The organism is Fructobacillus sp. ESL1096 (genome assembly GCF_058511985.1).
Window position 1 is genome coordinate 1,307,025 of record NZ_CP196400.1, and the last position, 26,364, is coordinate 1,333,388.

The 26,364-nt window shown below is 44.2% G+C and carries 27 protein-coding genes, 1 tRNA gene and 1 other annotated feature; of the genes, 23 read left to right on the plus strand and 5 right to left on the minus strand.

Annotated elements, in window-relative coordinates:
* Window positions 1–24: 24 nt before the first annotated feature.
* Together ACSYSR_RS06285 and ACSYSR_RS06290 are read right to left on the minus strand one after the other, a co-directional pair.
* On the minus strand, window positions 25–264 hold the full coding sequence (locus ACSYSR_RS06285) for a hypothetical protein (RefSeq protein ID WP_489815762.1): 240 nt from the start codon (window positions 262–264) through the stop codon (window positions 25–27).
* Between the two features lie 3 nt (window positions 265–267).
* Complete coding sequence (locus tag ACSYSR_RS06290; RefSeq protein ID WP_489815761.1) at window positions 268–696, minus strand: HIT family protein; 429 nt, start codon at window positions 694–696, stop codon at window positions 268–270.
* A 96-nt stretch (window positions 697–792) separates the two neighbouring features.
* Between ACSYSR_RS06290 and ACSYSR_RS06295 the strand changes: the two genes are divergently transcribed.
* Genes ACSYSR_RS06295 through trmB form a run of 3 tightly spaced genes read left to right on the plus strand, consistent with a single transcriptional unit; the run spans window position 793 to window position 3,458 of the window.
* Complete coding sequence (locus tag ACSYSR_RS06295) at window positions 793–1,503, plus strand: ABC transporter ATP-binding protein (protein WP_252773792.1); 711 nt, start codon at window positions 793–795, stop codon at window positions 1,501–1,503.
* Complete coding sequence (locus ACSYSR_RS06300) at window positions 1,500–2,786, plus strand: ABC transporter permease (RefSeq protein ID WP_489815760.1); 1,287 nt, start codon at window positions 1,500–1,502, stop codon at window positions 2,784–2,786. Before ACSYSR_RS06295 ends, ACSYSR_RS06300 begins: the two co-directional genes overlap by 4 nt.
* 12 nt (window positions 2,787–2,798) lie before the next feature.
* Window positions 2,799–3,458: a tRNA (guanosine(46)-N7)-methyltransferase TrmB gene (gene trmB / locus ACSYSR_RS06305; protein ID WP_489815759.1), complete on the plus strand. Its 660-nt coding sequence runs from the start codon at window positions 2,799–2,801 to the stop codon at window positions 3,456–3,458.
* A gap of 363 nt (window positions 3,459–3,821) precedes the next feature.
* On the opposite strand, the gene ACSYSR_RS06310 is transcribed toward trmB, so the two are convergent.
* Both ACSYSR_RS06310 and ACSYSR_RS06315 read right to left on the minus strand, forming a co-directional pair.
* On the minus strand, window positions 3,822–4,067 hold the full coding sequence (locus tag ACSYSR_RS06310; RefSeq protein WP_489815758.1) for a hypothetical protein: 246 nt from the start codon (window positions 4,065–4,067) through the stop codon (window positions 3,822–3,824).
* A gap of 208 nt (window positions 4,068–4,275) precedes the next feature.
* Window positions 4,276–5,295 (minus strand): trypsin-like serine peptidase, encoded by a 1,020-nt coding sequence (locus ACSYSR_RS06315; RefSeq protein WP_489815757.1) that lies wholly within the window; start codon window positions 5,293–5,295, stop codon window positions 4,276–4,278.
* A 624-nt stretch (window positions 5,296–5,919) separates the two neighbouring features.
* On the opposite strand from ACSYSR_RS06315, the gene ACSYSR_RS06320 reads away from it, so the two are divergent.
* Window positions 5,920–6,141: a hypothetical protein gene (locus ACSYSR_RS06320; RefSeq protein WP_489815756.1), complete on the plus strand. Its 222-nt coding sequence runs from the start codon at window positions 5,920–5,922 to the stop codon at window positions 6,139–6,141.
* A gap of 139 nt (window positions 6,142–6,280) precedes the next feature.
* Here ACSYSR_RS06320 and ACSYSR_RS06325 read toward each other — a convergent pair.
* Window positions 6,281–6,354: transfer RNA gene (locus ACSYSR_RS06325), tRNA-Arg, on the minus strand.
* A gap of 175 nt (window positions 6,355–6,529) precedes the next feature.
* On the opposite strand from ACSYSR_RS06325, the gene ACSYSR_RS06330 reads away from it, so the two are divergent.
* The 19 genes from ACSYSR_RS06330 to ACSYSR_RS06420 all read left to right on the plus strand — a co-directional run bounded on the left by ACSYSR_RS06330 (window position 6,530) and on the right by ACSYSR_RS06420 (window position 26,289).
* Window positions 6,530–6,856, plus strand: a complete 327-nt coding sequence (locus tag ACSYSR_RS06330; RefSeq protein ID WP_489815755.1) for a DMT family transporter — start codon at window positions 6,530–6,532, stop codon at window positions 6,854–6,856.
* 42 nt (window positions 6,857–6,898) lie between these two features.
* The gene (pnuC, locus tag ACSYSR_RS06335; protein WP_489815754.1) at window positions 6,899–7,663 is read left to right on the plus strand and encodes a nicotinamide riboside transporter PnuC; all 765 of its coding nucleotides are present in this window, start codon (window positions 6,899–6,901) and stop codon (window positions 7,661–7,663) included.
* A 171-nt stretch (window positions 7,664–7,834) separates the two neighbouring features.
* Complete coding sequence (locus tag ACSYSR_RS06340; RefSeq protein WP_489815753.1) at window positions 7,835–8,407, plus strand: TetR/AcrR family transcriptional regulator; 573 nt, start codon at window positions 7,835–7,837, stop codon at window positions 8,405–8,407.
* A 140-nt stretch (window positions 8,408–8,547) separates the two neighbouring features.
* Window positions 8,548–8,623, plus strand: a sequence feature (ribosomal protein L21 leader region).
* Window positions 8,624–8,636: 13 nt separating this feature from the next.
* Window positions 8,637–8,936 carry a 50S ribosomal protein L21 gene (gene rplU, locus ACSYSR_RS06345; protein WP_047975142.1) on the plus strand — a complete coding sequence of 100 codons (300 nt, stop codon included), beginning with the start codon at window positions 8,637–8,639 and terminating at the stop codon, window positions 8,934–8,936.
* 27 nt (window positions 8,937–8,963) lie between these two features.
* Window positions 8,964–9,278: a 50S ribosomal protein L27 gene (gene rpmA / locus ACSYSR_RS06350; protein WP_047975143.1), complete on the plus strand. Its 315-nt coding sequence runs from the start codon at window positions 8,964–8,966 to the stop codon at window positions 9,276–9,278.
* A 182-nt stretch (window positions 9,279–9,460) separates the two neighbouring features.
* On the plus strand, window positions 9,461–10,555 hold the full coding sequence (locus ACSYSR_RS06355) for a M24 family metallopeptidase (RefSeq protein ID WP_489815752.1): 1,095 nt from the start codon (window positions 9,461–9,463) through the stop codon (window positions 10,553–10,555).
* A gap of 229 nt (window positions 10,556–10,784) precedes the next feature.
* The gene (locus ACSYSR_RS06360; protein ID WP_489815751.1) at window positions 10,785–12,122 is read left to right on the plus strand and encodes a bifunctional metallophosphatase/5'-nucleotidase; all 1,338 of its coding nucleotides are present in this window, start codon (window positions 10,785–10,787) and stop codon (window positions 12,120–12,122) included.
* Window positions 12,123–12,154: 32 nt separating this feature from the next.
* On the plus strand, window positions 12,155–13,219 hold the full coding sequence (locus ACSYSR_RS06365; RefSeq protein ID WP_489815750.1) for a YutD family protein: 1,065 nt from the start codon (window positions 12,155–12,157) through the stop codon (window positions 13,217–13,219).
* 121 nt (window positions 13,220–13,340) lie between these two features.
* The gene (locus ACSYSR_RS06370) at window positions 13,341–13,901 is read left to right on the plus strand and encodes a biotin transporter BioY (protein ID WP_252773861.1); all 561 of its coding nucleotides are present in this window, start codon (window positions 13,341–13,343) and stop codon (window positions 13,899–13,901) included.
* Between the two features lie 69 nt (window positions 13,902–13,970).
* Window positions 13,971–15,002, plus strand: coding sequence for a biotin--[acetyl-CoA-carboxylase] ligase (locus tag ACSYSR_RS06375; protein ID WP_489815749.1), 1,032 nt, complete (start codon window positions 13,971–13,973; stop codon window positions 15,000–15,002).
* Between the two features lie 17 nt (window positions 15,003–15,019).
* Window positions 15,020–15,634 carry a non-canonical purine NTP pyrophosphatase gene (locus tag ACSYSR_RS06380; RefSeq protein WP_489815748.1) on the plus strand — a complete coding sequence of 205 codons (615 nt, stop codon included), beginning with the start codon at window positions 15,020–15,022 and terminating at the stop codon, window positions 15,632–15,634.
* Window positions 15,635–15,846: 212 nt separating this feature from the next.
* The gene (locus ACSYSR_RS06385; RefSeq protein WP_489815747.1) at window positions 15,847–16,857 is read left to right on the plus strand and encodes a tRNA dihydrouridine synthase; all 1,011 of its coding nucleotides are present in this window, start codon (window positions 15,847–15,849) and stop codon (window positions 16,855–16,857) included.
* Between the two features lie 499 nt (window positions 16,858–17,356).
* Complete coding sequence (locus ACSYSR_RS06390; protein ID WP_489815746.1) at window positions 17,357–18,493, plus strand: cation:proton antiporter; 1,137 nt, start codon at window positions 17,357–17,359, stop codon at window positions 18,491–18,493.
* A gap of 228 nt (window positions 18,494–18,721) precedes the next feature.
* A complete protein-coding gene (murE, locus tag ACSYSR_RS06395; RefSeq protein ID WP_489815745.1) occupies window positions 18,722–20,263 on the plus strand; it encodes a UDP-N-acetylmuramyl-tripeptide synthetase in 1,542 nt (513 codons plus the stop codon).
* 2 nt (window positions 20,264–20,265) lie between these two features.
* Window positions 20,266–21,495: a bifunctional phosphopantothenoylcysteine decarboxylase/phosphopantothenate--cysteine ligase CoaBC gene (gene coaBC, locus ACSYSR_RS06400; RefSeq protein ID WP_489815744.1), complete on the plus strand. Its 1,230-nt coding sequence runs from the start codon at window positions 20,266–20,268 to the stop codon at window positions 21,493–21,495.
* Window positions 21,496–21,544: 49 nt separating this feature from the next.
* A complete protein-coding gene (locus tag ACSYSR_RS06405) occupies window positions 21,545–21,799 on the plus strand; it encodes a hypothetical protein (protein ID WP_252773868.1) in 255 nt (84 codons plus the stop codon).
* 241 nt (window positions 21,800–22,040) lie between these two features.
* Window positions 22,041–23,732, plus strand: a complete 1,692-nt coding sequence (gene argS, locus ACSYSR_RS06410; RefSeq protein WP_252773869.1) for an arginine--tRNA ligase — start codon at window positions 22,041–22,043, stop codon at window positions 23,730–23,732.
* A 72-nt stretch (window positions 23,733–23,804) separates the two neighbouring features.
* Window positions 23,805–25,883, plus strand: a complete 2,079-nt coding sequence (locus ACSYSR_RS06415; RefSeq protein ID WP_489815743.1) for a PBP1A family penicillin-binding protein — start codon at window positions 23,805–23,807, stop codon at window positions 25,881–25,883.
* Between the two features lie 49 nt (window positions 25,884–25,932).
* The gene (locus ACSYSR_RS06420) at window positions 25,933–26,289 is read left to right on the plus strand and encodes a YlbF family regulator (protein WP_252773871.1); all 357 of its coding nucleotides are present in this window, start codon (window positions 25,933–25,935) and stop codon (window positions 26,287–26,289) included.
* Window positions 26,290–26,364 lie beyond the last annotated feature (75 nt).

The following is a 26,364-nucleotide window of genomic DNA, read 5'->3' on the forward strand; positions in this document are numbered from 1 at the left end:
ATAATTGATACGAAGACTATTCTATCACAGTTTCGAACGGTTCGACTGAGTTGCCTTCATTTTTTCCTGAACATCTTTGATGCGATCGAGGTGAACTTGGTTTTCATATTGGGTGCGCTTAGCTGCCCGTTTTAGTTCTGCTAAATCAGCCTGGTTTGCTTCGAGCGATTGTGTCAAGACGGTGACCTGTTTTTTTGCCTTCTGACTAAGGCGTAAAATCGTCTTAAATTCTTTCAGAGTTGCTTTTACTCGTGCAAATGCCATGATTTACTCCAATTCTTTCTTAATATTTTGAGCTAGTTCCTCGTAGCGATTTTCATCGTACTGGTCGGAGTGATCGATCGTCGGTGCCAGGGCATCATTTAGCCCGTCACCATCACGACGGGGAATCAAATGCCAGTGAGAATGGATGACGGTTTGACCAGCGGAAGGACCATTGTTAGATGAGATATTGATGCCGGTAATTGTCTTATCGGCAGCCTTGATGGCACGAGCTAAGACCGGTAACTTCAGCAAAACCTTTTGGGCAATGACATCATCGTAGGCGAAGATGTCATCGACGTGCTTTTTGGGAATTAAGAGCGTGTGACCAGGGGTAACCTGGGAAATATCCAAAAAGGCGAGTAAGTCGTCGTCTTCATAGACTTTATAAGAAGGAATTTCTCCTGCGATGATTTTGTCAAAAATATCTGCCATAATGGCCTCCTTTTTCCTGTGTTTCTTTATTTTCTATTATAGCAAAATTCAGGTAAAACAACCGTTATCAGACTAGAACCTGGTATAATAAAGGCTATGGGACTATCAATTAAAAAATTATATGGGGGCTACGCTGGTCAGGATGTCTTAAAAGACGTCTCCATCACGGTACCAGATGGGCAAATTGTTGCATTAATCGGCTTAAATGGGGCCGGAAAATCGACTACCTTCAAGCACGTTATTGGAGAACGTCCAATTCGATCAGGTAAGGTTGTTTTCAACGAGGTGGACCTTGTTGAAAATCCAACTGCCTTTAAGGAGCAGTTAGCCTATATTCCGGAGCAGCCGATTCTTTATGACGAGTTGACCCTAGCGGAACACATTCATCTAATGTTGGCTAGCCACGGCCTCGATGACCAGGAACATTGGCATCAGGCGATGGCTTTGTTGGTAACCTTTCGCTTGGATAATAAGTTACACTGGCTACCCAAGCATTTTTCCAAGGGCATGCAGCAAAAGGTAATGTTAGTGGCGGCTTTTAGTCTTAAAGCGCCATTAATGGTCATCGATGAGCCATTTCTTGGTCTGGACGTTTTGGCTCAAAAAGCTTTGGTTCAACTCATGGAGGAGCGAACCAAGGCAGGTGGTGCAATCCTTTTGACGACACATTTGCTGTCCTCAGCGGCAGCCTTTGTCGATCAATTTGTCTGGTTGGACCAGGGCGAGGTTCGAGAGCAGGCAAGTCCCGCAGAATTAGCGGCTGAACATCAGATATCCTTAGTTGAAATGGATGAACTCTTTTCATGACGGCGGCCACTAAGAAACTTGACTTAAACCGGCTTTACAAGGACCGGTCAGCGGTTATGAAGCGGCAAAATCAGCGTTACCTTCGCCTGCTGTTTAACGATCATTTTGTCGTCTTTCTGTTAATCATAATTGGGGCGGCTATCCTGTCGTTTCAATCATTAGCTCAGCAATCCCTGGAAACACCAATTGCTTTTTTACCATCCTATTGGCAGTTGGGACTCATTTTTTGGTTAGTTTTGGCTCAACAGTTCGGTTCTTTTGTGACTTATCTTAAGCCGGCCGACCGGATTTTTCTATCGGCTGGAGATAACTTTCTGACGAAAACTTACCTCAACCAAGCTTGGCGCCGGTCCTTCATCTTGGCAGCCGGTTGGCAGATTGCTTTTCTTGGTCTTGCCTGGCCAGTAATGAATCTTATTGGTCTCGGCAATCCTGTTGATTGGTCGCTATCCTTGCTGACACTGGTGGCCAGTAAGGCCTTTATGCTTGTTCAAGCCCTTGATCGCCATGAGCGGGGAAATACTTGGACCGGTTTTGATCAAACACGCGCAAGTTGGCTAATTCGCCTCGCTATGCCGTTTGTTTTGGCTTTTTCGATTGTTTTGTTACCTCATTCATGGCGACTCTGGGTTCTGTCAGGATTTATCGTTATTTTGACTGTGGCTGCTTTGACCTGGTTTTTTCAGCACCAACAAGCTCGGCGCACAATCGATTGGCATGTTGCTTTGACCACAAGCCAACGGCATCTTCAAGTTGTTTGGCAGTTTTACGGTCTATTTGCTCAGGTACCAAATCAGGAGGGAACGGTCAAACGTCGTGCGTACTTGGATAACCTTCTCGGCCGATTTTCTTTTCAAAAGGAACCGGTGCGTCGACTGTTCTGGATTAAGCTCCTGCGCGGTGGCGATGAGTTTGTCTTAGTTCTGCGCTTGGTCATAATCGGAATGATTTTACTGGTGGCTTTACCTAAAGATGGTTATTACTTGCAGGCGGCAGGAATGGTTTTGTTGGTTTACTTGATTAACTTTCAGTTACTTCCTGTCTTTGAAAAAACGCGGGCAGTGCTGTGGACTCGGTTAGCCTTTGCAGATAAAAAGCAGCAAGAAAAAACCTTTTTGGTTGTCCTCGCCGAAATTACTAGTACTGTTATTGGTTTGACCTTCTTGGTCATGTTGTTGATAGCCGGTCCTGCAGCTGCCTTAGCCGTTTTGGTTGGTGGTCTACTTTTAGCCTTGGTTCTTTATGGACTTTGGCTGCCGAAAACTTTGCACAAAAAGAATTAAAAGGAAATACTTATGCATTTACGTTCGAAACCATGGGCCAAGCCTTGGCTTGAAGCTCATACAGATTTGGTCATTGACCAGGAACACGCACAAAAGTTGCGTGGTCACTGGCAAGAAATCTTTGACCAAGACCAACCAATTCACGTTGAAATTGGGTCAGGAAAGGGCCAGTTCATTATGGAAATGGCCAAGAAGAACCCGCAGATTAACTATATTGGGATGGAAATTCAAGAAACGGCGGTGGCGATTGCGGCCCGCAAGTCTTTTGAGGCTGTTGGCGTTTTGCCAAACTTGCGTTATCTTTACGGTAACGGTTCAGGAGTGGAAACTTATTTTGAGAAGGGTGAAATCCAAAAGATTTACCTGAACTTCTCTGATCCATGGCCAAAGTCACGACATGAAAGCCGTCGTTTGACTTATAAGACCTTCTTGTCTTCTTATCGGGCAGTTTTGCCAGAGGGTGGGGAAGTCGAATTTAAGACTGATAACCGCCATCTTTTCGAGTATTCTTTGGTTTCTTTCATGGACTTTGGAATGCGCTGGACGCCAGAAGACTATAGTTTGGACTTGCATGCTGATGCTGATAAGGTCGCCGGTAACGTTGAAACGGAATATGAACAGAAGTTCATGGCCTTGGGCCAACCGATTTATAAGGTGAAGGCTCATTTTTAAAGAAGTAGCTAAAAAGGCCGGAAGGCCTTTTTTTAGTGGATTAATATTTGTCAAAAATAGCTGAAATGTTGAGTCAATCTAAATACTTAAAAATCCATTTTTACAGGTGATTAAAGACTGAAGCCGACAGCCAAGAGATATAAATGTCACGGTTGATCTAACAGGTGTCAGCCGGGCAATAGTGATGGATAAAATGTGTTAAAAAGTCTGTGCCATTGATTTCACAGGTGGTGTTAAAACTAGCGAAAAAATTAGGTTAGATTTAATAATATAAAAAATCCTCTTATGGACTTTGATTGTCAGGCAAGGGTTGTCTTCAATCGATTTGCTCGTAAGAGGATTTTTTATTAGTGTTTTGCTCTGTTAAAGAAAGTTTCTAGTGTTACGGAATCCGTCAATGGCCAGCTTTGCTGAAAGCTGGTCAGGGAAACGTTGAACATGGAGGTTAACGATGTCAGAGTTAGCAAAAAGTTCGACCCGTTGAACGAGGTAGTGGGGCATGTCGACACCGGTTGTTAATGAAATGATATCACCGCGACTAGGAGTGATAGGAAGCTTGACATCCGTTTCAACACGAGCTGAGGCAAGAATGAAATTATATTGAACCATTAACTTTTCCTTTCGTAGCCTTAATTGATGAATTAAAGCTGTTAATGCATTGAACTACTCTCATTGTATTTGTTTTCGAACGGAATGTAAAACGTTTTCAGCAAGCAATCACTATTTTTAATCCAAAGATTGATTAGCGATTTTGGACCAGCCTTTTGGACTGAACATGGTGTTATCAACATGTTTTGAATTGTTGTTTGAATGAAATTTATAGCTCCGAATGATTTGCTCGACCTGGTAGGGACAAGTCTAAAACACCGAAGTTATCTGCGTTTTTTTGGCCAACGATAGCGGTTGCTTCACCATTATGATCAAAATAGACACGCTGGTTGCCCAATTGACGCCAACGTCTGCGTGAATTTTCAGGTGCTAAATCTTGGTCATGCTCATGCATTCGTTCTTGAATCCAGCAATTTAAGCCGGAGTCAATTCTGGTAGCAAAATTACCATAGGCATTTGATGAACTAACAATGCCAACGACTTGGTTGAACGAATTGAGCAGTGGGCCACCACTACTACCATGTGACCAATTTATATTCGTTGTTAATAGCTGACGACCGGTGATGGCTGAAACGGTACCGTAATCAGCGTACATACGGTCATCCTGGTTCTCCGGTTCATTCATATTTCCAGGACCAAGTGTTGCCGGGAAGCCAATGGCTGAGACAATGGAACGGTTTATGTCTTGCGGACGAAATTCACCTAGCGGTAGTATCGGCGCACCTTGTACGGGTTGATTTAAGTGGATTAATGCAATATCGTTATCACCAGCATCACCATTGGGTCGAAGGGCAGCCTCGAAGTATTCTGCCGGAATAGCAACTGTTTGACCGTGATAATGCCAACCGAATGGGTATCTTTCGACTGTTGAGCCAGATTCCCCGCCATAGGCCGGCCGAATTGATAGCGAGCTGGGATTAATTAACTGTCTGGGCCAGTCTGAAAAGGTTGTTCTGTCACTTTCATCACGTTGACGTAAAACAACGTGGGCGGCGGTTAAAACAGTGTCGGGGGCAATCAAGACACCACTAGCTGAATCACCCGTTTCACCATCAACGATAAATACGACTGAGGAAAAAGGCGACCGTCTTGTATCTGGAACTTGACCTTTTTGAAACTTAGCTGTATCAAAAACATAAGCAGATGCCTGATTGTCCGTCAGTTGCATGCCGAGTAACGTGGCTAGGGTCAAAGTGGCCAATTCGCCCCATTTTTTAATATTATTCATGAGTTCTCCTTTACCGAACGTTAGTGTGACACAGTTTGTCTGATAAAAAACTACCGAAGAAGTGGATGCCATCGTAACGAAAACTGTTGGCGGAGGACTGCTGGCCAAGCTTTGCTTTTAGTTAAGTTGACTAGATTTTGTACAAAATTTTTTGCTTTTTTCATCCAAGCACCTCCTTGGGTGTCCTTAATATAGCACATCCCTAAATTAGGCGTAATCGTTGTTATGAAAGGCTTTTGAAGGGGGATTGGCTGAAAAATAAGCGCTTTTTACCTGTTGAAATCAGGTTCATATTATTCTATTTTGGAATAAATTGAAGGTGGGGACAAAGATACGCATTGTTGGTAGCTAACTGGGTACATTTGATTCGAAAGTGATGTTTCGAGGGCATAAAAAGAAAAAGCCAACCATGCTTGAGATAATTCTTGCAGTAAGTGCACTACTACAAGCTATTGCTCAACTGATTAGCTCTTTAACAAAATAAGAAGTGAGGCCCGCAAGGGTCTTCTTCGTCTACGCTCGTTTTAACATCTTTATGAAAAATAATAAACCTTCATGGGTAGGCTGGACGGCTTTAGTGCTGTTGGTAGTTTCGTTACTAATCGCAATTTATGGTGTAATTAAATGACAGATAAAAAAGTAGGGCGACCAGCAGAGTATGAAAGCTCAACGACTGCGCAAAATGAAACAAACAAGCGCTGGGCTGAAAAGAACAAAGAACACAAAAAGGATCTATTGTATAGAACCGATTCACGATCGTTCATTCGCAAGTTAGCAATAGAAGACGACTTCAATGAGTTAGAACAACTTATTCAGGAAAGGCGAACCAACGTAAGCGATGATTGATGAATTGTGATTAAGCGTGACAATAAAAAGCACCCTAGTCTCTTAATTGAGATTGGGGTGTTTGTTTAATTGACAGTTCGTGTTGTCGTGTGAAAGTCGTGCAGATGACTGGTAAACGTTGATATATCAACGCTTTCGATGCACTGAGGGGGGTTCGAACCCTCGACCTGCCGGGTAGAAACCGGCTGCTCTATCCAGCTGAGCTACCAGTGCAAATCATAAAAATCTAACACAATTAAGAATAGCAAAAAAAAGACTGAATTACTATTAAAAATTTTACTAACTGATCAAAAGGGGAAAGCTTGTTCGTTAATTGTTACACGGAAATCCTTGTTATCTAGAGGCTCATCACTGATAATTGAGGGCATAGACATAAAAGGAGATAGAAATGTTAACTTATCTTTATTTAGCCCTCGCTATTATCGCTGAAACGACTGGTACGACCCTAATTGGCAGTACAGCTGGTTTTACAAAATTGTTACCGACAGTTTTGACCCTAAGCTGTTATGCCCTGTCTTTCTACCTTTTGTCGCTAGTCGTTAAATCGATGCCGGTTTACCTTGCATATGCAATCTGGTCGGCAAGTGGTATACTAGTTGTTACGTGCTTGAGTGTTGCCTTGTTCAATGTTCATTTGAATTGGCAAACAATCGTTGGCCTAGCCTTTTTGGTCCTAGGGGTGGTTTTGGTTAACATCTTTGGCAGCGTACATTAAAATGTTCGGGGAAGACTATCCCTGAGCCGTTGGAGGAGCTTTATGAGTAACGAACAATCAACGTCTGGTTATACCTGGCAGGATGTAAAGACGAACATGAAACAGATTTTCACCTGGTCTTATTATAAAGAAGGGTTTTCTGGTTGGGATAAGCAATCTTATGCCTGGTTAGCAATTGGTCTAGTAGTCATTTTGGTGACTGGTTTCCCACATGGATTGGAAACTTTGTCAGTTTTGTCCATGGTTGGTGGGGCGATCGGATTTGCTTGTACTTTGGCCATTACGGCAAACAAACGAATTAATGGTTTGCTAGGTTTTATTTCAGCCATTCTGATTTCGATTGTGGCCTTCCACTCGAAAAACTACTCTGATATTGTGATGCAGATGGTTTATGTAGTGGCATTAGATTTGAATTTTATGTTTTTCGGTAACGCTTGGCAAAACCGTAAAATTAAAGCAATGAATGCTAATGGCTGGCGTTTGGCTCTGGTAACTTTCGTAGTGGCGTTCTTCTTGCTCTTTATGATGGACACACATTTGCTGATTTCTCCGCGGCCATGGTTAGACGCTTTTTCAGCAGCAATCGGGGTAACCGGTGCCGCATTAACCATTGCCAAGTTCCACTCACAATATTGGATGTGGACATTGCAGGGACTGATGTCAGTTACCCTCTGGGGAGTAACAGCATGGCAAGGAGATGCCAACTGGGTCTTGTTTGTCACTTATATCCTTTACTTGGGAAATGATGTGATCGGCCTGTTCTTCTCGCCATGGTCACGAGCTACAAAGACAGCTAATGCTAAATAAGGTTTCGTAGCAGTCATATTTTTACTAGTGAAAAAGGTCGATAATTGTCGTTTAGGACAATTATTCGACCTTTTTTGTTAATCTGCTTGATATTTAAGTCAATTTAATTCTTTGTTGTTATAATCAAGACAAGTTGAATCGCTTTATCCTTTTAAAGATTGGAGAGATTACATGACTAAGAAGTTAACGGATGCTCGTGTCTTACGTTCAAGACAGGTTCTTCGTTCAGCAGCGATTGAATTATTATCAAGAACAGATCATTTTTCAATTGCCGAATTACTGTTGAAAGGTCGCGTGACTCGTGGAACCTTTTACCGACACTATAATAATAAGGCGGACTTGATCAATGATGTCAATCGGGAACTTATTCGTCAGTTTACGGAAAAGACTGAAGAAAAGTTTCGTGTACGTGAGGTGTTGGAAGTTATTTCAGAGCAAGGAATATTCTATAATGCCGTTTTGAACAACGGTCAGGATAAGTCTTTAATGGTTGATTTGATGGCCGCACTACGCGAACAACGTGATCGGGCCTTGGCTGATGTAGGCGATGAAAAACTAAAGAAACACTTGATTTATCAATGGGAAATCATCGTCGCTGGTTTCTGGGCTTGTGTGTCTTTGTGGCTGCAAGACTCGATGGCACTGACTTATGATGAAATTCTCGAAGAATTCCGTGAAATTTGGCGGGTAACGATGACGCGGACGAAAAAGACGGGATTATTACTTTTTGATTTTGATGTCTAGTTGCTAACAATGAAAAATTATGCAACTCTAAATTAGCAAAGACACATTGGAATCATTGCTTTGATTATGCGTTAAAATGGTTAAATATAAAGATTTTCTTGATAAAACGGGACAACTTTGATAAAATTAATTAGTTGTTAGCGCAGCTACAACCACACATCTCAGGTTTAAGAAGCTAGTGATAGCCGCCTAGAGATGGTGAGTCTAAGTATAAAAGGAGAATTCAATAATGGCCTACGCAATTATTGTTACTGGCGGCAAGCAATACAAAGTCGCTGAAGGCGATACCATCTTTGTTGAAAAGTTGGACGCACAAGAAGGGGACAAGGTTGTTTTCGACCAAGTCGTCTTGACTGACTCAAAGATCGGTACCCCATTTGTTGATGGTGCTAAGGTTTCTGGAACTGTTGAAAAGCAGGGTAAGGAAAAGAAGGTTGTTACTTTCAAGTACCGTCCTAAGAAGCATTCCCACACAAAGCAGGGACACCGCCAACCATATACACGCGTGAAGATTGATTCCATCGCGTAATCATCACTGTTAAAGGAGAATAGACTTATGTTGATGAATCAAGATAACTTGCAACTCTTTGCCCACCACAAGGGGGGTGGATCATCTGCCAACGGTCGTGACTCAGCTGGTCGTCGTTTAGGTACGAAGGTCGCTGATGGACAAGCCTTGACTGCTGGTTCAATCATTTACCGCCAACGTGGAACGCACATCTACCCAGGTCAAAACGTTAAAAAGGGTGGCGATGACACACTTTTTGCTTTGACTGACGGTGTTGTTAAGTTCGAACGCAAGGGTCGTGACAAGCGCCAAGTTTCCGTTTATACTCGGGAAGAATACAATCAGTTACTTGCTAACGCCTAACTAATTGGGAAAAAACAGCTTTGGCTGTTTTTTTTTTTGCCTAAATTTTGCTTGATTTGGTCTTTTAAAACATTGGACAATTATTTTGTATTTCTTAAAACAAAATGAGAACTTTCTTTTAGAAAGCTTCAAACTTATGGTACAATAGCCGCAAGCTATATTAAAATTTGGAGGGTCATACCGTGGGATTTTATGAAGAACGTTTGAACAAGTTTCAAAAGCTGTTGAAGAAGTTGGACTTGCAGGGAATGATTATTTCCAATGCCTCGAACTTGAATTACCTGATTGGTTTTGGTGGGGTTCCTGGTGATGGTGTTTTGGTTGTATCCTTAGCTGATGCTGCTTTTATCACGGATGCTCGTTACGAAAATGAGTATGTTGGTACGTTACCACAGGGTGTTTCACTGAAGGTTACGCGTCAATACTACGAAAAGGCTGTTGAAGTTGCTCGCGAATTTGGGATCGAAAAGCTCGGCTTCGAATCTGATTTGCCATATGCTTTCTATGAAGAGTTAGATGACTTGCTGCCAGCCAATGTCAGTTTTGATGCCGTTCCAGGTGCTGTCGAAGCGTTGCGTGAAACGAAGGATGATCAAGAAGCTGATGCGTTGCGCAAAGCTGCTCAAGCATCCATCAAAGCCTTTAATGCTTTGTTGAAAGAAGTTAAGGTGGGGATGACTGAAAAGGAAGTCGCTAACCGTTTGGATGTCTTGCAAAAGCAATTTGGGGCGGAAAAGCCTTCCTTTGAGACGATTGTTGCTTCCGGTTATCGTTCAGCGATGCCACACGGAATGGCCAGTGATAAGAAGCTGGAAGCTGGTGAACTGGTGACGGTTGACTTTGGTTACTATGTTGATGGGTACACATCTGACGTTACCCGGACGTTTGCCTTGGGCGAAATTGATCCTGAATTGAAGAAAGTTTATGAAATCGTCAAGGAAGCCAATGAAAACACGATTGCTGTTTTGAAGGCTGGTATTTCGGCCTCTGAGGTTGACCGAGTGGCCCGTGACTTTATTACAGAAAAGGGCTATGGTGAGGAATTCCAGCACTCAACAGGCCACGGTGCTGGTCTGGATATTCACGAAGGCCCTTACCTTTCATCGCGTTCGAGTGACGAAGTTCAAGTTGGTAACCTTTTGACGGTCGAACCTGGAATTTATTTGGCCGGCAAGGGTGGCGTCCGGATTGAAGACGATGTCTTGATTACGAAGGATGGCCATGAAGTTTTGACTGCTGATTTGCCAAAGGACTTAATCGTTTTACCAGTTGATTAATTTCATCAGGGATTTAAAAAAAGACTGAACTCGGACATGTTCGGTCTTTTTAATTTTGGAAAATAACTTAGTAATTTAATTCGGCGCGGTATTGTCATTCCTTTAATTTTTATCAAATCAGGTTGGTCGCTGTATGCTGATTTTGTCCTTATTTTTAATGCATACTTTTTGATAAAAGCTTTCTGAAAAAGGCCCTTTAATGATAAGATAAGATGAACGGGGGTAAGCTATGGAAGCCATACAATTACGACACACCAATGATTTGCATTCGCACTTTGAGGCCTGGCCACGCCTACGGCGCTTTTTGCTAGCTAAAAAAACTGCGGATACAACTTTTAACTTCGATATTGGTGATGCCATTGACCGCTTCCATCCGCTAACTGACGCCACTTTGGGCAAGGCGAACGTCGACTTGATGAATGCTGCTCATTATGATGCTGTTACGATTGGTAATAATGAAGGTTTGGGTATGGCCCATACTGATTTAAACCATTTATACGATCAAGCAAATTATTCAGTTATTCTGGCGAACTTGAAGGAATTGCCCGGGGACAATCAGCCTGCCTGGGCAGAACCTTACAAGATATTGACCACTAATAATCAAACGAAGGTTGCCATCATTGGCTTGACGGCTCCCTATGAAATGACTTATCGATCACTAGACTGGCAACCGCTAGCAGTTAAAGATGTTTTGGATGACTTGGTGCCAAGGCTGCGAAAAGAGGCTGACCTGGTGATTTTACTTTCACACCTGGGCCTGCCAACCGACCGTGAGTTAGCTGAAAAATATGATTTAGACGTCATTATTGGTGCCCACACCCATCACGTTTTGCCTGATGGCGAGATGAATCACGGTACCTTGTTGGCAGCGGCAGGACGTTACGGGGACCACGCTGGCGAAATTGATTTGGTTTTAGATGAAAACCATCAGCTGATTTCTAAACAAGCGCGAGCCATTCCACTTGGTGAATTGCCAACCGAACCTGGTGACTTAGCTGAAATTCAGGCTCTTCATGATCGAGGGGCAGGGTTAGAAGAAGCGCAGAAAATTGTTCATTTTAACCAGGGCAAAACAATTTCTGATCAGGGACAAGCCTGTTTAGCAGCTTTGAAGGAGTCGACAGGATTGCCCGTTGCTTTTTGTTCTTCTGGTCTGTTTTTGCAGGATTTGCCGGCTGGAACTGACACGGCTGAGGATTTTCTAGCCTCAATGCCGCATGCTATCCATCCTATGGTGACGACCTTGACCGGAACCCAATTAATGACCTTAGTTACCGAGTTTGAGGAGCGGGAAAATGCCTTGGTTAACCACAAAATGAAGGGCTCCGGTTTTCGTGGGAAAGTTTTTGGTCATCTGCTGATTGATGGTCTTGATCGTAATGATGACGGTCAATTACGGTATGCGGGTCTTGTTGTTGAACCAGAAAAAACTTATCAAATTGCAACCTTAGACCATTATCGCTGGATTAGTTTTTTCCAAGTGTTGGATGAGGCACCCGCTAAGATCAATCAAAAAATCTTTCTGCGAGAACTACTTGCACAATATTATCAGGAACATGCCCAGTAGACTGAACAGTTACTAGCGGCTGAAGAGGAATTATGAACCACGAAAGTCTTAAAGAACGGACAATCACCCAACAAGCTGAGCGTGAAAAAGAATTTCAGGTCAGTGTTTTTGGGGATGAAATTACCATTGATGGGTTGAAGTTGACTTTGCAGGAAAATTTCAAGGATGCCTTTGATGCCAGTAAATTAGCGATTCGCTATACACCGCTTTTAAAGCAGTATGACTACATTGTTGGTGACATTTCGGCAGACCAATTGCGCTTGCGCGGCTTTTATCAAGATGACCGCGAAGTGACTGCCGACCAAAAAATTAGTGCTTTGGCTGATTATCTTTATGAATATGTAAATTTTGGTGCGCCTTACTTCGTCTTATCGAATGCAACTCATTCTTTCCGACCAGTTAAGGTTCATGATTTCTTAGCCGATTGGGAAGCTGCTAACCCTAAGAAAACAGTGCGTAAACCGTCGAGGCTGAAGAAACCTGTTACTAGCCGTAAACCAGCCAAGGTGACGAACGGCCGTAATCAACGCCCAAGCAACAGGGGTGGACAAAATGGTGAGCAAAGACAGAATGAAACTGGATCAGCGAAGCGCGGTTCGAGTGGAAATAGCTCCAAGCGAAAGAATCACCAACATCGTTTCAAAAAAATTGAGCGAAAGACAAATAAGACGGTTCAGGAATTATCCAATCAGAAGCCGGGAAGAGAAGCTGATAGTCCAGTCTCTGCAAAGAAGGGTGCCCTAGCTAATAATCGTCGCCGAAATCAGCAGCAAAAGGCTAACCAGGATGGCGGCCCAGGGCAAAAACGGCAAGGAATGAAGGGTGGTCAAGGAAGCGGTCAACGTCAAAAGTCGAGGACGCAACATCAAAACGAAAACCGTCAGGATGGATCAAACCAGAAAAATACTCGCCAGGGTCACGGAACTAAGGCGAGCCAGGCTGGTAAGAATACAAAACAGGGGCAGATGAAACAGGGAAATAACGCTTCGACAAATTCGCAAAAGCAACCTGCTACTTCGCAACAGGGAAAGGATCACCAATCTCGAGCAAAGTCAGCCACTAACAAACGTTCCTTTACAATCAAGGAAAGACAATGACACTGATAAAACCAGTAATCGCAATCGATTACTGGTTTTATTTTGACAATCGAAGTATTTCTTGTTAATATTTTAGTTACCTAGTCAAACTGAATTGGGTTACTAAAAAAGGAGCATGTTCATGACACCAAAATCACGTTTACAAGATTTAACGAAAGGTGCTGTCTTTGTTGCGCTATTAATTGTGTTTGCTATGATTCCAGGAATTCCGTTGGGCTTCTTGCCAGTACCGATCGTACTGCAAAACCTAGCTGTTATGCTGGTGGTCCTTATCTTAGGGCCAAAACGAGGAACGATGGTAATGGCCGTTTTCTTTCTTTTAGCAGCGGTCGGCTTGCCTGTTCTTTCTGGTGGTCGCGGTGGTTTAGCTGTTTTGACTGGCCCAACAGCTGGTTATATCTGGGCTTGGCTCCTTTTACCGTCAGTTTATTGGCTGTTGAATCGCTGGGTTTTTGGCCATCGAAACTTAGCTCAACCGGCTTGGTGGCAGAGTGTTATCCTGCTGATTATCGTTGATTTGATCTTGAACTTTGGCTTGGGAGCGGCTTGGCTACATTTTAACCAGGGCCTTGGCTTCTGGTCAGTTTACTGGGCAAATATGGTCTTTGTACCTGGTGATTTACTGAAAATTGCTTTAGCAGTCTTTTTGGATCAGGCCCTTTGGCGGGCGAGCCAGCATTAAAATTTTAGCGGCCGCGGTGAGGCTGTTTTGCGGCCCATGCTAGTCAGCGACGATTGGAGGGGAAATTTGATGGAGAAACAAGAACGCAGTACCAAAGACCGGGTTTTAGCTATTTTATTAACGCAGCCAGGTGTTTATTTTTCCGGGGATAGCTTGGCACAGGTATTGAATTTATCGCGTGAATCGATTTGGAAAGCGGTCCGGTCGTTAAAGGTTGATGGTCATCAAATTGCGAGTCGTAAGAAGGCTGGTTATGCCTATTTAAGCAGTCGGCAGGTTGATCCTCTTGTGTTAAAGCAGTGGTTGCATCTTTTGGATTCTGATTTGGCTGAAAATCAGCAGCCAAAAGTCCGGGTTTTTGAACAAATTGATTCGACCCAGGCTTATGCAAAGGATCTGGTTGCCAAACAGCCGTTGACAAAGCCAACCTTGTTGGTTGCCCGAGAGCAAAGTGGTGGCTATGGTCGCCAGGGCCGGGCATTTTATTCGCCAAAAGATCGGGGGCTATATGTTTCGTTAGTCATGCCTGTAGCTGTTGGCACACGATTAGCACCTAGTCTTTTAACGACCTCAGCTGCTGTTGCTTTAGTTCAGGGGCTGCAAGTTTTTTTTCCAGCAGCTCCTTTTCAATTGAAATGGGTCAATGACCTGATTTTACACCGACGTAAAATTGGTGGTGTGATTACGGAGGGGATTTTTGACTTTGAGAGCCAGCAGTATTCAGCTGTGATTCTCGGCTTTGCCATTAACCTAATGCCAGGGGCCTTCCCTGATGGACTCGAGTCCAAGGCAGGAACTGTGCTGACAAATGATGCAAATAATTTGGACTTAAATTTGGTTTTGGCTCAATTGGTTGTCAACCTCTTAAAAATGGCGACAACCTACCAAGATGGTGCCTATCTGCCAGCGTATCGAGAGCGTTCTTTGTTGATTGGTCACACGATAACTGTTAAGGTTGGTACAGATGAAAAAACAGGGGTAGTGACCGGTATTAGTGACCAGGGTGGCTTAATGATGACCGAGAATGCTACGGGTCAACAAGAGACGCTGTATGCAGGTGAAGTGACCAAGGTTAAGCTGCTGGAAAACTTGAATTTGTAGGAAAGAGAACTGCCGATATGGACTTTGTATTTGCTTCAAATAATTCTGCTAAGACGAAAGAAATGGCTGTTTTGGCTCAAGCAATGGGTCATAGCGTGACTAATTATCGAGATATCTTGAAAAAGGAATTGGCTTTTCCAGAGGAAACGACCGATTCGCAGCTAGAAAATGCCCAGGCCAAAGCTTCTTTTATTCACCAGTATTTGCCAAATGATTGGATTTTGGCCGATGATACCGGCCTTTACCTCCAGGCCTTTCCTGACCGTTTTGGTGTAACTTCTTCACGGGAATTTAAGAGCTTGCAGGTTATTGGTCAGGAAGCCGAGATTAATTATATCTTAGATCTTTATGACCAAGGGCAGGAGCGGTCGGCTTACCTTTTGGCGATTCTTTGCGCCTGTAGTCCGACCGGTCAATTGTATACTGGTACCGGCAAGGGTGGCGTTAAAATTGCCACGGAACCACGTGGTGGGGAATTAATTGGTGGACTGGATGATATTATGGAGGCCGAGAATGGTCTGACTTTGTCTGAAATGGCCCTGCCCGAATTAGTTACTTATCACGACCGTTCTCGCGCACTGGCTCAGGTTTTACAGGAAATTAAAGCGACAAAGGGACCAAATTCTTTTTAAAAATCAAAAATAAGCAATCGGCCGAGTGCTACTGTACTGATACAAACGCCGCAATTTTGATGAGCAAATTGCGGGACTTGTCTTCAATGGTAGTGTCGGTTTTTTCTTTGGGAGGACTTATGAACAACCTGGATTTTTGAAAAAGACAGCCAACCATGCTAAAATAGTAAGGTTGATTTTACTGGGCTTTTAAAAAGCCGAAAGGAGGGCTTATGACAACTGCTAAGAGTGCATTTTGGCAACAGGTTGTGGATGAAGCCAAAGATGAAAACGGAAATAAACGCCCATTCTTCTCAATGGCACCAATGGAAGCGGTCACCGATACGATTTTCCGTCGTGTGGTGGCAAAAGCTGGTGGGCCGGATGTGTATTATACGGAGTTCACGAATGCGGCTTCCATGGTTCATCCCGAAGCCAAGTTTTCGGTGCAGGGTCGCCTAGCGGTTGCGCCGGGTGAACAAATGCCAATTGCTCAAATCTGGGGGTCAAAGCCGGAAGTGATTGCCGAAGCGGCGAAGTTGCTTCCTGAAATGGGCTACCAGGCCGTTGATTTGAATATGGGTTGCCCAGATGGCACGGTGATCAAGAACGATGCTGGGTCTGATTTGATCCGTCATCCAGACCGAGCCAAGGCATTAATTGCTGCAGCCAAGGAAAGTGGTTTGCCCGTATCTGTAAAGACCCGATTGGGCTTTTATAAGGTCGAGGAGTACCACGACTGGTTGACGATGATTTTTGAACAGGACATTCAAGTTCTGACGATTCATTTGCGAACTCGCAAGGAAATGTCCAAGGTTGATGCTCACTTCGAGTTGATTGACGACATTATTGCCATGCGTGATCGGTTGGCACCTCAGACACTCCTTCAAATCAATGGGGATGTCAAGGACTACGAGCACGGGCTGGCTTTGGCTACCGCACACCCAGGGATTGATGGGGTGATGATTGGCCGTGGTGTCCTAAATGATCCATACGCCTTTGAACCAGGCCACCAAGAACACACTTTATCAGAGTCAATTGCTCTTTTGGAACTGCAGTTGGACCTGTTTGATGAAGTGAACCAGACGGTTTCTACCAAGAATTTTGAAGCATTGAAGCGTTACTTTAAGATTTATTTGAGGGGCTTCCCGCATGCTTCCCAGCTACGACAATTGCTGATGGAAACCCATGCAACTGACCAAGTTCGGGCTTTATTGGCGGAACACGTTGGTGATCTTTTGTAGACGCCAGCACGCTAAGACAGATTATCGAATAAATAAAAGGACTGATACCCGGTATTTTAACGGTGTCAGTCCTTTTAGGTTGCTTTTAAATTGGGGTAATAAATCTGTTTTTTGGTGGTTGATCGGACTGAAGTAGGCCAAAAATGACCAAAATCAGCTTGGATAGGCTGTTGGTGATTCGTCATAACTAAAGGTAATCGCCGTTTTACGGTTTTGCCACAAGGCGTTGCAGTTTGAGCAACAGCGTTTTTTCTGCCAGCACTATCACACCAGGTTTTCGATTGCTAAAAGGACAGTTCAAATGTTGATTAACATGAACTTGAACGTTTTGTCTGATTTGAGTTCTTGGTTTAATTAATGCTATAATGGCAACATTAAATAAAAACTTTGGTTGAGGTCATACTCAAGGCGGAACCTAACGGGGGAGTTAGGTTCGCTTGGAGTGGGCTTTTTTCTTTGCTCATTTCAAGTGATTTAGCTATTAATGAGGAGAAAGAAAATGACGGTTTGGACATTTGGATTGATTTTGTTTGGGGCTTTAGCAATGTCTTGGTTAGCGGAATGCTTGCGCCTGCCAACGGTTGTCGGTCAAATTGGGGCAGGGATTATTTTGGGACCAGCTGGTTTGCGCTTGTTGTCTACTAATCATAGCCTGGCCACGTGGGCAGAGGTCGGCGTTTTGCTCTTGATGTTTCTGGCCGGAATCGAATCTGATTTGGGATTATTAAAGCGCCATGCCCGGCAGGCTGGAGCAGTGGCTCTAGCTGGAGTGGTAACACCTTTTGTGGTCTTTTTAGTATTGGGACTGACCTTGGGGATGACTGATGAGAAATCTCTTTTTTGGTCGGTATTATTTTCGGCGACGTCCGTTTCGATTACGGCGCAAATTTTGACTGAGTACCATCAGGTTCAATCAGACGCCGGGGCAACTATCCTGGGTGCGGCCGTTTTAGATGACATTTTGGCGATTCTGATGTGGACAGTTTATCAGACGGCTTTTGGCATTGGTGAGGAAACCAAGCGCCCATTGTGGTTTACGCTTGTATTGATGGTCATGTTTTTACTTGGCCTAGTAGCAGTTTTGCTTTACGTACTGCCTAAAATCTTGCCAGCAATTAGTCGCTTGTCGCTGCCGGGAGCTGTTTTGACCTTTGCTTTGGTCATTGTTTTACTAAGTGCAACCATGTCAGAAACAATTGGCTTTTCGGCTGCCATTGTGGCTTTTGTTGTCGGTGTGCTTTTTTCTCGGCAAAAATCAGCTGGGTCGATTGAACATGGTGTCACTTTAATCGGGCAAACGGTCTTTATTCCGATATTCTTTGTTAATATCGGTTTAAAAGTCACACTGGTCGGCCAGTTAGTGAATTTGCCATTGATTGCGATTTTGACCATCTTTGCGATTTTGACGAAGTTTTTTGGGGCTTACTTTGGGGCTCGGCTGGTTAAGGTGCCAGTTTTCGATGCCCGGGTTGTTGGTGTTGGAATGGTGTCGCGTGGTGAGATGGCCATTGTGATTGCCGATTTGGCGCTGTCAGCTCATGTCTTGAGCTCGGGTCACTATGCCATGTTAACCCTGGTGATTCTGTTAACGACAATTTTTACACCAATTGCCTTAAAACCTTTATTAAGAAAATAAGTGGACTGATAACTTGGATAACCCTTGGTCTACGGAACAGAAAAGCAGCCAAAAAATGCCATCAGTCAACTGATCGGAGTTGATTTGTCTTTTTGCTGAGGGTAAATCATATTGCGGGAAATTCCTTGATAAAAGGCCGAGTATTCTTGGTCTTTTTTTGCTAAAAAAGAGCTTGGCTTCAGTCTTTTTACCGGTTCGCTTTTGGTGGGCCTATGCTATAATGAGCTTATGCGATTAACTAGACAAGATGTGACAAAAATTTTACAAAAACACGACTTACTTGTCAGCGAACCCACTGATGATTTAGTCTTTGACCACCTCCACTATGACACTCGTCAGGTCCAGGATCAGACGCTCTTTGTTGTGAAAGGGGCCTTTAAGGCAAAATACCTTGATGGGGTTGCCGGCGTGACGGCCTTGGTAGCCGACCATGATTTGGGGATTGATTTACCCCAATGGTTGGTGACTGATAGCCAAAAGGCTTTATCAGTGTTGGCGATGGCTTACTTTGATTACCCACAAGACCATCTTTGGATTGGAGCCTTCACGGGAACCAAAGGGAAGACAACGGCTGCCTACTTTGCCTATACGATGCTCAAGGAGGCAACAAAGGGGAAGACGGCACTGTTTTCGACGGTCGATCGAATCGTTGGTCCAAAACCGGCGGATAAGAAAAAATCAGATTTGACCACGCCCGAATCCTTTGAACTCTTTAAAGATATGCGTCGAGCGGTGGATAATGGCATGACCCACTTGGTCATGGAAGTCTCCTCGCAGGCATACTTGCGCAACCGCGTTTACGGTTTACGTTTTAACGTGGGGGCCTTTTTAAATATTTCACCGGATCATATCGGACCAAATGAGCACCCAACCTTTGCCGACTATTTGGCCCATAAGGAAATGCTGTTGGATCACTCTGACCATGTGATTTTGAATGCTGAAATGGACCATTACCAGGAAATCTTTACCCGTGCTGCTAGTCGACATGACCGGGTCTTAACTTATGGCCGGACCAAAATGACCCCAGTAAATGCTCAGCAACCATTAGTGACCTTTACGAGTCAAGAGTCTGCTCTGCACGAATCGCATTTCACAGTCGCAGCTGGTCCGATGGTTCCTGATTTACAAGTGATTAGTGGTGGTTACCGTTTAAACCTTCCCGGTGACTTTAATGAGGAAAACGCCGTGGCAGCGCTCATGATGGTTGGTCTAGCTGGAGCTGACCACGGCTCGATGGTAAAGGGATTGGATGAAGTCACGATTCCAGGGCGGATGCTTTCATTAAAGTTGCCTGGTCACGGTGTGGCCTTTGTCGATTACGCCCACAACTATGTTTCATTACTGTCGCTTTTGGCCTTTGCCAAGGCGCAGTCCCCAGACGGACAAGTCATTGTGGTTTTGGGTGCACCAGGAAATAAGGGCGTTTCCCGCCGAGCTGATTTTGCCAAAGTCTTGTCACAAAAGGCAGACCAGGTCTTTTTGACAGCTGATGATCCCCAATACGAGAACCCGCTGACAATTGCTAAGACGATTGCTGATGGCATTAAAAATGATCATGTCCGAGTTCATTTTGAGATGGACCGGATTACTGCCATTCATCGGGCGATTGATTTGTCCGGTGAAAATGACTTGGTTGTAGTGGCCGGTAAGGGTGAGGACCCTTACCAAAAGGTTGGCGGCGTTGACACACCATATATCGGTGATTATGCCGCTGTGAAGGAGTGTCAGCGGGCGCTTTTGTCAGGTCAAAAATTACTTGTGGAGGATTAGCCATGACATTCTACCAAGATAAAAACGTCCTCTTAGCTGTAACGGGTGGCGTAGCGGCCTATAAGGCGGCTGAATTAACGCGACTGTTGATCAAGGCCAAAGCGAATGTCAAGGTGGTGATGACGGATGCGGCTCAAGAGTTTATACCAGCCAAAACGTTGGCGGTACTGTCGACGCACCCCGTTTTGACCGATGCGAGTTGGCAGGGGGCTGGCAGTGAGGTTGACCATGTTCAATTAGCAAAGTGGGCTGATTTGATTGTGCTGGCGCCTTTGACAGCTAATACCTTGGCTAAATTGGCCTTGGGACTCGCCGACAACGTCTTAACGGCCACGATTATGGCCAGCGCAGCGCGCAAGATTGCTGTACCGGCAATGAACGATGTCATGTGGAGTAATCCTGCAGTGCAGCGGAATGTTGACCAGCTGAAGAAAGATGACTTTGACTTTATTGGACCGACTAGTGGTTTTTTGGCTGAAGGTTATGAAGCCAAAGGCAGGATGGTTGAACCAGCTGAAATTGTGACGGCGATTACTGATTTAGCCTGGGATGGCTTTCAGGATGCTGTTTTCGAGGAAAAGCCTTTAGTGGGTAAAAAGATTGTGGTTACTGCTGGTGGCACGCGTGAGCCAATCGATCCAGTGCGCTATTTGACGAATAAGTCTTCCGGTAAAATGGGTTATGCTTTAGCCGAAGCTGCCCGAGCAGCTGGTGCGACTGTCACGTTGGTGGCGGCAACCTCGCGACCGGTGAATCCAGCCATTCGAGTTAATTTAGTTGGTGACACGAGAGAGATGTTGGCAGCCGTTCAAAAAGAAATGGCGGTAGCTGATGTATACATTGGCGCGGCGGCGGTATCTGATTTTCGGGTGGCTGAAGTATCCGAACACAAGGTTAAAAAACGTGGCGATGAGCACATGATTTTAGATTTGGTGCAAAATCCCGACATCTTAAAGACCGTGGGTGAGGCGAAAAAGCCGGGACAGGTAGTGGTTGGCTTTGCGGCCGAAACCGAAAACCTGATCGAAAATGCCCAGGCTAAATTAGTCAAAAAACATGCCGATTTGATTGTGGCGAATAATGTTTTAGAGGCCGGCGCCGGTTTTAACAAGGATACGAACAAGGTGACCTTGGTCACCGCCGACCAAGACCCCATCCGGGTGGCGGCTAAATTGAAAACAGAAGTTGCTGAAGACATTATCGCCCTGGTGGCTGATTTACTAACATCTTGAAACTTTATGGTATAATAGTGACCTATATGAAAGTAAGCAGGAGGCTGTGATGAGCAAGGAAGACGAAAAGCAAGAATCCAAGTATCATGTGGGGGATGAGTTGCTCGCCCCAGCATACGGGAACCTTGAAAATCCCTTTACCGGTAAGGTTGAAAAGGTTTACGAAAATGCATTGTTGGTCGAAATCATTGAAAATGATCCAGCTGACCAACCAGCCGTCAATGAAATGAACCACCGCGCTGTTGTTCGAATGGCCGATGTGGAAGTCATCAAGGCAGCACCCCAGGATAAAAAGTCTGAATAAGGCCTTCTTGGTTGTAATTGAAAAAGATAGAAGGCAGGTGCCCAGCTTTGCAGTGACCTTAACGTTAGTGTGAGTTAAGGGCTGGCCCTGGCCCGCGCGGCTTTTTCTGCTCAGAATTTGATAACAAAGTGGCCATCATGGCTATTAGAGTGGTACCGCGGGCAGGGCTCGTCTCTTTGGTTAATAAGAGACGAGTCCTCTTTTGCAAGATAGTGAAGCAATTAATAAAAGGATAATAGCAATGGCAACAAATCAAGCAGTGACTTCCGCCTTACAGGCGGTCCTACCTGACATGACAGCTGAAGAAATCGCAAACAAGGTCGAAGCGCCTAAGGACACCAAGATGGGTGACTTGGCTTTTCCAACCTTTACTTTGGCAAAGGTTTTAAAGAAAGCCCCACAACAAATTGCGGCTGACCTCGTTGAACAAATCGACCAAAGTGGTTTTGAAAAGGTTGTCGCAACTGGCCCTTACATCAACTTTTTCTTGGACAAGCAGGCGATGACACAAGAAACATTGACCGCTGTTTTGACTGCTGGTGACCAGTATGGCAAAAACAACCGTGGTCAAGGACAAAATATTACTTTGGATATGTCCTCTCCAAACATTGCTAAGCCAATGTCAATGGGGCACCTGCGGTCGACAGTGATTGGAAATGCTTTGGCGAACTTAGCTGAAGAAAACGGCTATCAACCGGTTAAAATCAACCACCTTGGTGACTGGGGCACCCAGTTTGGTAAGCTGATTTATGCTTATAAGACTTGGGGATCTGAGGAGGAGGTCAAGGCCGATCCAATTGCCACTCTTCTGAAGTATTATGTGGAATTTCACGATAAAGCGAAGGAAGACCCATCATTGGACGATGAAGGCCGTGCTTGGTTTAAGAAGCTTGAAGATGGTGACCCAGAGGCTAAGCGCCTTTGGGCCTGGTTCCGTGAAGAATCATTGAAGGAATTTACAGAAATTTATGACCGTTTGGGCATTGAATTTGATTCCTTTAATGGGGAAGCTTTCTACAACGACAAGATGGATAAAGTCGTTGAAATGTTGGAAGAAAAGAACCTGCTGCAGGAATCACAGGGTGCACAAATTGTTGACTTGTCACCAATTAATGAAAATTTGACACCAGCGATGATTAAGCGAACTGATGGTGCCACTTTGTACATGACCCGTGATTTGGCAGCAGCCATTTATCGTAAGGAAACTTATGATTTTGCGAAGTCTTTGTACGTTGTTGGTGGCGAACAGCGTGAGCATTTTGTGCAATTAAAGGCTGTTTTGACTTTGCTTGGCTTACCATGGGCGGATGATGTTGAACACATTTCCTTTGGTTTGATTACCTTTAACGGTAAGAAGATGTCAACTCGTAAGGGTGATGTTGTCTTGTTGAAGGATGTTTTGGATGACGCTCACGAGCTTGCCCTTTCACAAATCAATGAAAAGAACCCTGATTTGGCCAACAAAGACCAGGTGGCCGAAGAAGTCGGCGCTGGAGCGGTGGTCTTCCACGATTTGATGAATGACCGGACCAATAACTTTGACTTTAACCTCGGTGAAGTTGTTCGATTTGAAGGGGATACCGGACCATACGTGCAATATACGAATGCACGGGCCCAATCAATTCTCCGGAAGGCAGGCGTTGCAGTTAACGAAGGACAAATCAGTCTGGATGATTCACAAACGTGGGACATTGTGACGACCTTGGCAAACTTTCCTGCTACTGTTGTGCGTGCCTTTGACCACCGTGAACCGTCAGTAATTGCTAAATATGCATTAACGTTGGCTCGTTCGTTCAATAAGTATTATGCTAATTCTAAGATTTTGGCAGAAGACGAAAACTTGAATGGTCGCCTCGCTTTGGTTAAGGCCGTCTCCACGACTTTGACAATTGCGCTCTCAATCCTTGGTGTGCAGGCACCAAAGGAAATGTAAAAAACTCTTTTTATCGGTGACCACCTGTGCGTTATGCGACAGGCATGAGCCCTGTTGGTTAAAGGAAAATGGATGAAAGCAAAATTTTCACTTAAAAATACAGCCTTTTGGAAACGAACGGCTCCCACTTGGAACCGGTATCAAATTGGTCGACTTCTGATTCTGATTTTTATGTCGCTGTTCTTAGTGACGTCAGTCTACTTAGTGACGATGGCCAAGACGACGCACGTACAAAAGCTGGAAGCATCACTATCACAAACGACGAATATCTACGATAGTTCGAATAACTATGCTGGGTCGTTGTACTCGCAAAAAGGTACCTATGTCAAATATGATCAGATTTCACAGAATATGCGCGATGCTGTTCTGTCAATTGAGGATCGTAATTTTTATAAAGAACATGGGTTCTCCGTTTCTGGCCTTGGTCGAGCAGCGTACTTGTTTGTTCGCAACCGCTTGACCGGTTCACATGTCATTTCTGGTGGTGGATCGACCATTACCCAGCAACTGGTAAAAAATGCTTATTTGACCCAAGAGCAAACCTTTACTCGAAAGGCCAAAGAGATTTTCTTATCGATGCAAGTTGAACAGGTTTATTCGAAAAATCAAATTTTGACGATGTACCTGAATAATGCATGGTTTGGTCATGGTGTTTGGGGGGTTGAAGATGCTTCTGAGAAATACTTTGGTGTTCACGCAAAGGACTTGACGACGGAACAAGCGGCTACTCTGGCCGGCATGCTAACGAATCCTTCTGGCTTTAATCCAATCGATAATCCAGACCGCTCAAAGGCTCGTAGAAACTTGGTTTTGCAAACAATGTATGAAAACAAGAAGTTGACCAAGGAGCAGGAAAAGGCTGCTCAGGCAACTGATATTGTGTTGCATGACAACTATACGGGTGATGAGTCGTACCATTATCCATGGTTCTTTGATGCCGTGATTAACGAAGCCGTCAATAAGTACGGTTTGGACGAAAAAGACATCATGAACCGCGGTTATAAAATCTATACAACTCTAAACCAAAAGGACCAGGAAAACATGCAAAATGATTTCCAGAAAAGTAGTCTTTTTGGCAATCAGTCACAGGCACAGGCGGCTTCGATTGTCTTAGATGCTAAGACAGGTGGGGTCCGAGCCGTTATCGGTGGCCGTGAAACCCAACATACTTTCCGCGGCTTCAACCGTGCCACTCAGTCACAGTTGCAACCCGGATCGATTATTAAACCTTTGGTTGTTTATGCGCCAGCATTGGAAGCTGGTTACAGTATTAATACCAAGTTACCTAATAAGAAGATGACCTTTGGTACGAATAATTATTCTCCAAATAATGCGCTGAATGTCGAAACGGCTGATGTGCCAATGTATGTGGCCTTAGAGCATTCATATAATATTCCAGCTGTTTATTTGTTGAATAAGTTAGGTGTCAATGTTGGCTTTGATTCTGGTAAGAAGTTTGGCTTGCCATTGGTTGATGCAGATAAAAATTATGCCTTGGCCCTTGGTGGTTTGACGACTGGTGTGTCACCATCTCAAATGGCGTCTGCCTATACGGCTTTTGCAAATGACGGAACAATGTCACAAGCACACTATATTACTAAAATTGTTGATTCTTCTGGTAAGGTCATCGTAGCGCAGCCAAAGGTAACTCAAAAGCAAGTGATTTCAAAATCAGTTGCGGATAATATGACCAAGATGATGCTTGGTACCTATACCAGTGGAACTGGAACGGGTGCAGCACCATCTGGTTATAAGATTGCTGGTAAAACTGGAACGACTGAAAATCCTAATGATTCAAACAATGCTAATTCATCAAAGGATTCATGGGCCGTGGCTTATACCAAGGATATTGTTCAAGTTTCCTGGGAAGGTTTGGAAGGTGACAATACCAGTTCGCTACCAATCGGCTTGATGGGCACAATTGGCTACTTTGTTAAAACTTCATTGGGTCAAATTTTACCAAATACGACCGGAGATAACTTTAGTGTTTCAGACGCTAGTCAAACGAGCACTAGCAATACTAATACTTCATCATCTTCGTCATCATCAAATTGGTTTACTGACGCAGCACATAATTTCAGCAATGGTGTTAATACTACTGTTGCCGGTGCGGCCAAAGTATGGGATACTATTACTGGAGTATTTAATTAAGAATGATTAGTAATTTTATTGCTCCGATTTGCACTTGAAAGGGATAAGAATGACTGTTAACATTTACGATAACGCAAACTCAATGGCCAAAGTTTTGGTTGAAACTGACCAATACAAGTCATGGCTGACTGCCTTTGATGCAGTTCAGGCTGATGCTGCTGCCAAGGATTTGTTCAAGCAATTCCAAGCAATCCAAATGACTGTGCAACAAATGATGCAAGCACAGCAACAACCTACTCCTGAGCAAGAAAAGGAATGGGATGCTGTCGCTAAGCAAGTCCAAGAAAATGACAAGATTAAGGACTTGATGGCCGCAGAACAGATTTTGAACACATTGTTGGGTGAAATCAACGAAATCGTGACCAAGCCTGTGTCTGAGTCATATGCAAAAGTCCAACAAGCTTAATTTGTTAGAATAAATCAGAAAAAGGCTGGACGGGTTAAACCGTCCAGCCTTTTTTATTAGCGTTCACGCCTATCA

Bases quoted from the DNA above. Each gene is read 5' to 3' on its own strand.
- ACSYSR_RS06290 (WP_489815761.1), bottom strand. From the start codon at position 696: ATGGCAGATATTTTTGACAAAATCATCGCAGGAGAAATTCCTTCTTAT.
- ACSYSR_RS06360 (WP_489815751.1), top strand. From the start codon at position 10,785: ATGGAAGCCATACAATTACGACACACCAATGATTTGCATTCGCACTTT.
- ACSYSR_RS06295 (WP_252773792.1), top strand. From the start codon at position 793: ATGGGACTATCAATTAAAAAATTATATGGGGGCTACGCTGGTCAGGAT.
- rpmA (WP_047975143.1), top strand. From the start codon at position 8,964: ATGTTGATGAATCAAGATAACTTGCAACTCTTTGCCCACCACAAGGGG.
- coaBC (WP_489815744.1), top strand. From the start codon at position 20,266: ATGACATTCTACCAAGATAAAAACGTCCTCTTAGCTGTAACGGGTGGC.
- ACSYSR_RS06415 (WP_489815743.1), top strand. From the start codon at position 23,805: ATGAAAGCAAAATTTTCACTTAAAAATACAGCCTTTTGGAAACGAACG.
- ACSYSR_RS06405 (WP_252773868.1), top strand. From the start codon at position 21,545: ATGAGCAAGGAAGACGAAAAGCAAGAATCCAAGTATCATGTGGGGGAT.
- ACSYSR_RS06315 (WP_489815757.1), bottom strand. From the start codon at position 5,295: ATGAATAATATTAAAAAATGGGGCGAATTGGCCACTTTGACCCTAGCC.
- ACSYSR_RS06365 (WP_489815750.1), top strand. From the start codon at position 12,155: ATGAACCACGAAAGTCTTAAAGAACGGACAATCACCCAACAAGCTGAG.
- pnuC (WP_489815754.1), top strand. From the start codon at position 6,899: ATGAGTAACGAACAATCAACGTCTGGTTATACCTGGCAGGATGTAAAG.
- ACSYSR_RS06340 (WP_489815753.1), top strand. From the start codon at position 7,835: ATGACTAAGAAGTTAACGGATGCTCGTGTCTTACGTTCAAGACAGGTT.
- ACSYSR_RS06310 (WP_489815758.1), bottom strand. From the start codon at position 4,067: ATGGTTCAATATAATTTCATTCTTGCCTCAGCTCGTGTTGAAACGGAT.
- ACSYSR_RS06420 (WP_252773871.1), top strand. From the start codon at position 25,933: ATGACTGTTAACATTTACGATAACGCAAACTCAATGGCCAAAGTTTTG.
- argS (WP_252773869.1), top strand. From the start codon at position 22,041: ATGGCAACAAATCAAGCAGTGACTTCCGCCTTACAGGCGGTCCTACCT.
- rplU (WP_047975142.1), top strand. From the start codon at position 8,637: ATGGCCTACGCAATTATTGTTACTGGCGGCAAGCAATACAAAGTCGCT.
- ACSYSR_RS06330 (WP_489815755.1), top strand. From the start codon at position 6,530: ATGTTAACTTATCTTTATTTAGCCCTCGCTATTATCGCTGAAACGACT.
- ACSYSR_RS06370 (WP_252773861.1), top strand. From the start codon at position 13,341: ATGACACCAAAATCACGTTTACAAGATTTAACGAAAGGTGCTGTCTTT.
- ACSYSR_RS06285 (WP_489815762.1), bottom strand. From the start codon at position 264: ATGGCATTTGCACGAGTAAAAGCAACTCTGAAAGAATTTAAGACGATT.
- murE (WP_489815745.1), top strand. From the start codon at position 18,722: ATGCGATTAACTAGACAAGATGTGACAAAAATTTTACAAAAACACGAC.
- ACSYSR_RS06300 (WP_489815760.1), top strand. From the start codon at position 1,500: ATGACGGCGGCCACTAAGAAACTTGACTTAAACCGGCTTTACAAGGAC.
- ACSYSR_RS06390 (WP_489815746.1), top strand. From the start codon at position 17,357: ATGACGGTTTGGACATTTGGATTGATTTTGTTTGGGGCTTTAGCAATG.
- ACSYSR_RS06385 (WP_489815747.1), top strand. From the start codon at position 15,847: ATGACAACTGCTAAGAGTGCATTTTGGCAACAGGTTGTGGATGAAGCC.
- ACSYSR_RS06375 (WP_489815749.1), top strand. From the start codon at position 13,971: ATGGAGAAACAAGAACGCAGTACCAAAGACCGGGTTTTAGCTATTTTA.
- ACSYSR_RS06320 (WP_489815756.1), top strand. From the start codon at position 5,920: ATGACAGATAAAAAAGTAGGGCGACCAGCAGAGTATGAAAGCTCAACG.
- ACSYSR_RS06380 (WP_489815748.1), top strand. From the start codon at position 15,020: ATGGACTTTGTATTTGCTTCAAATAATTCTGCTAAGACGAAAGAAATG.
- trmB (WP_489815759.1), top strand. From the start codon at position 2,799: ATGCATTTACGTTCGAAACCATGGGCCAAGCCTTGGCTTGAAGCTCAT.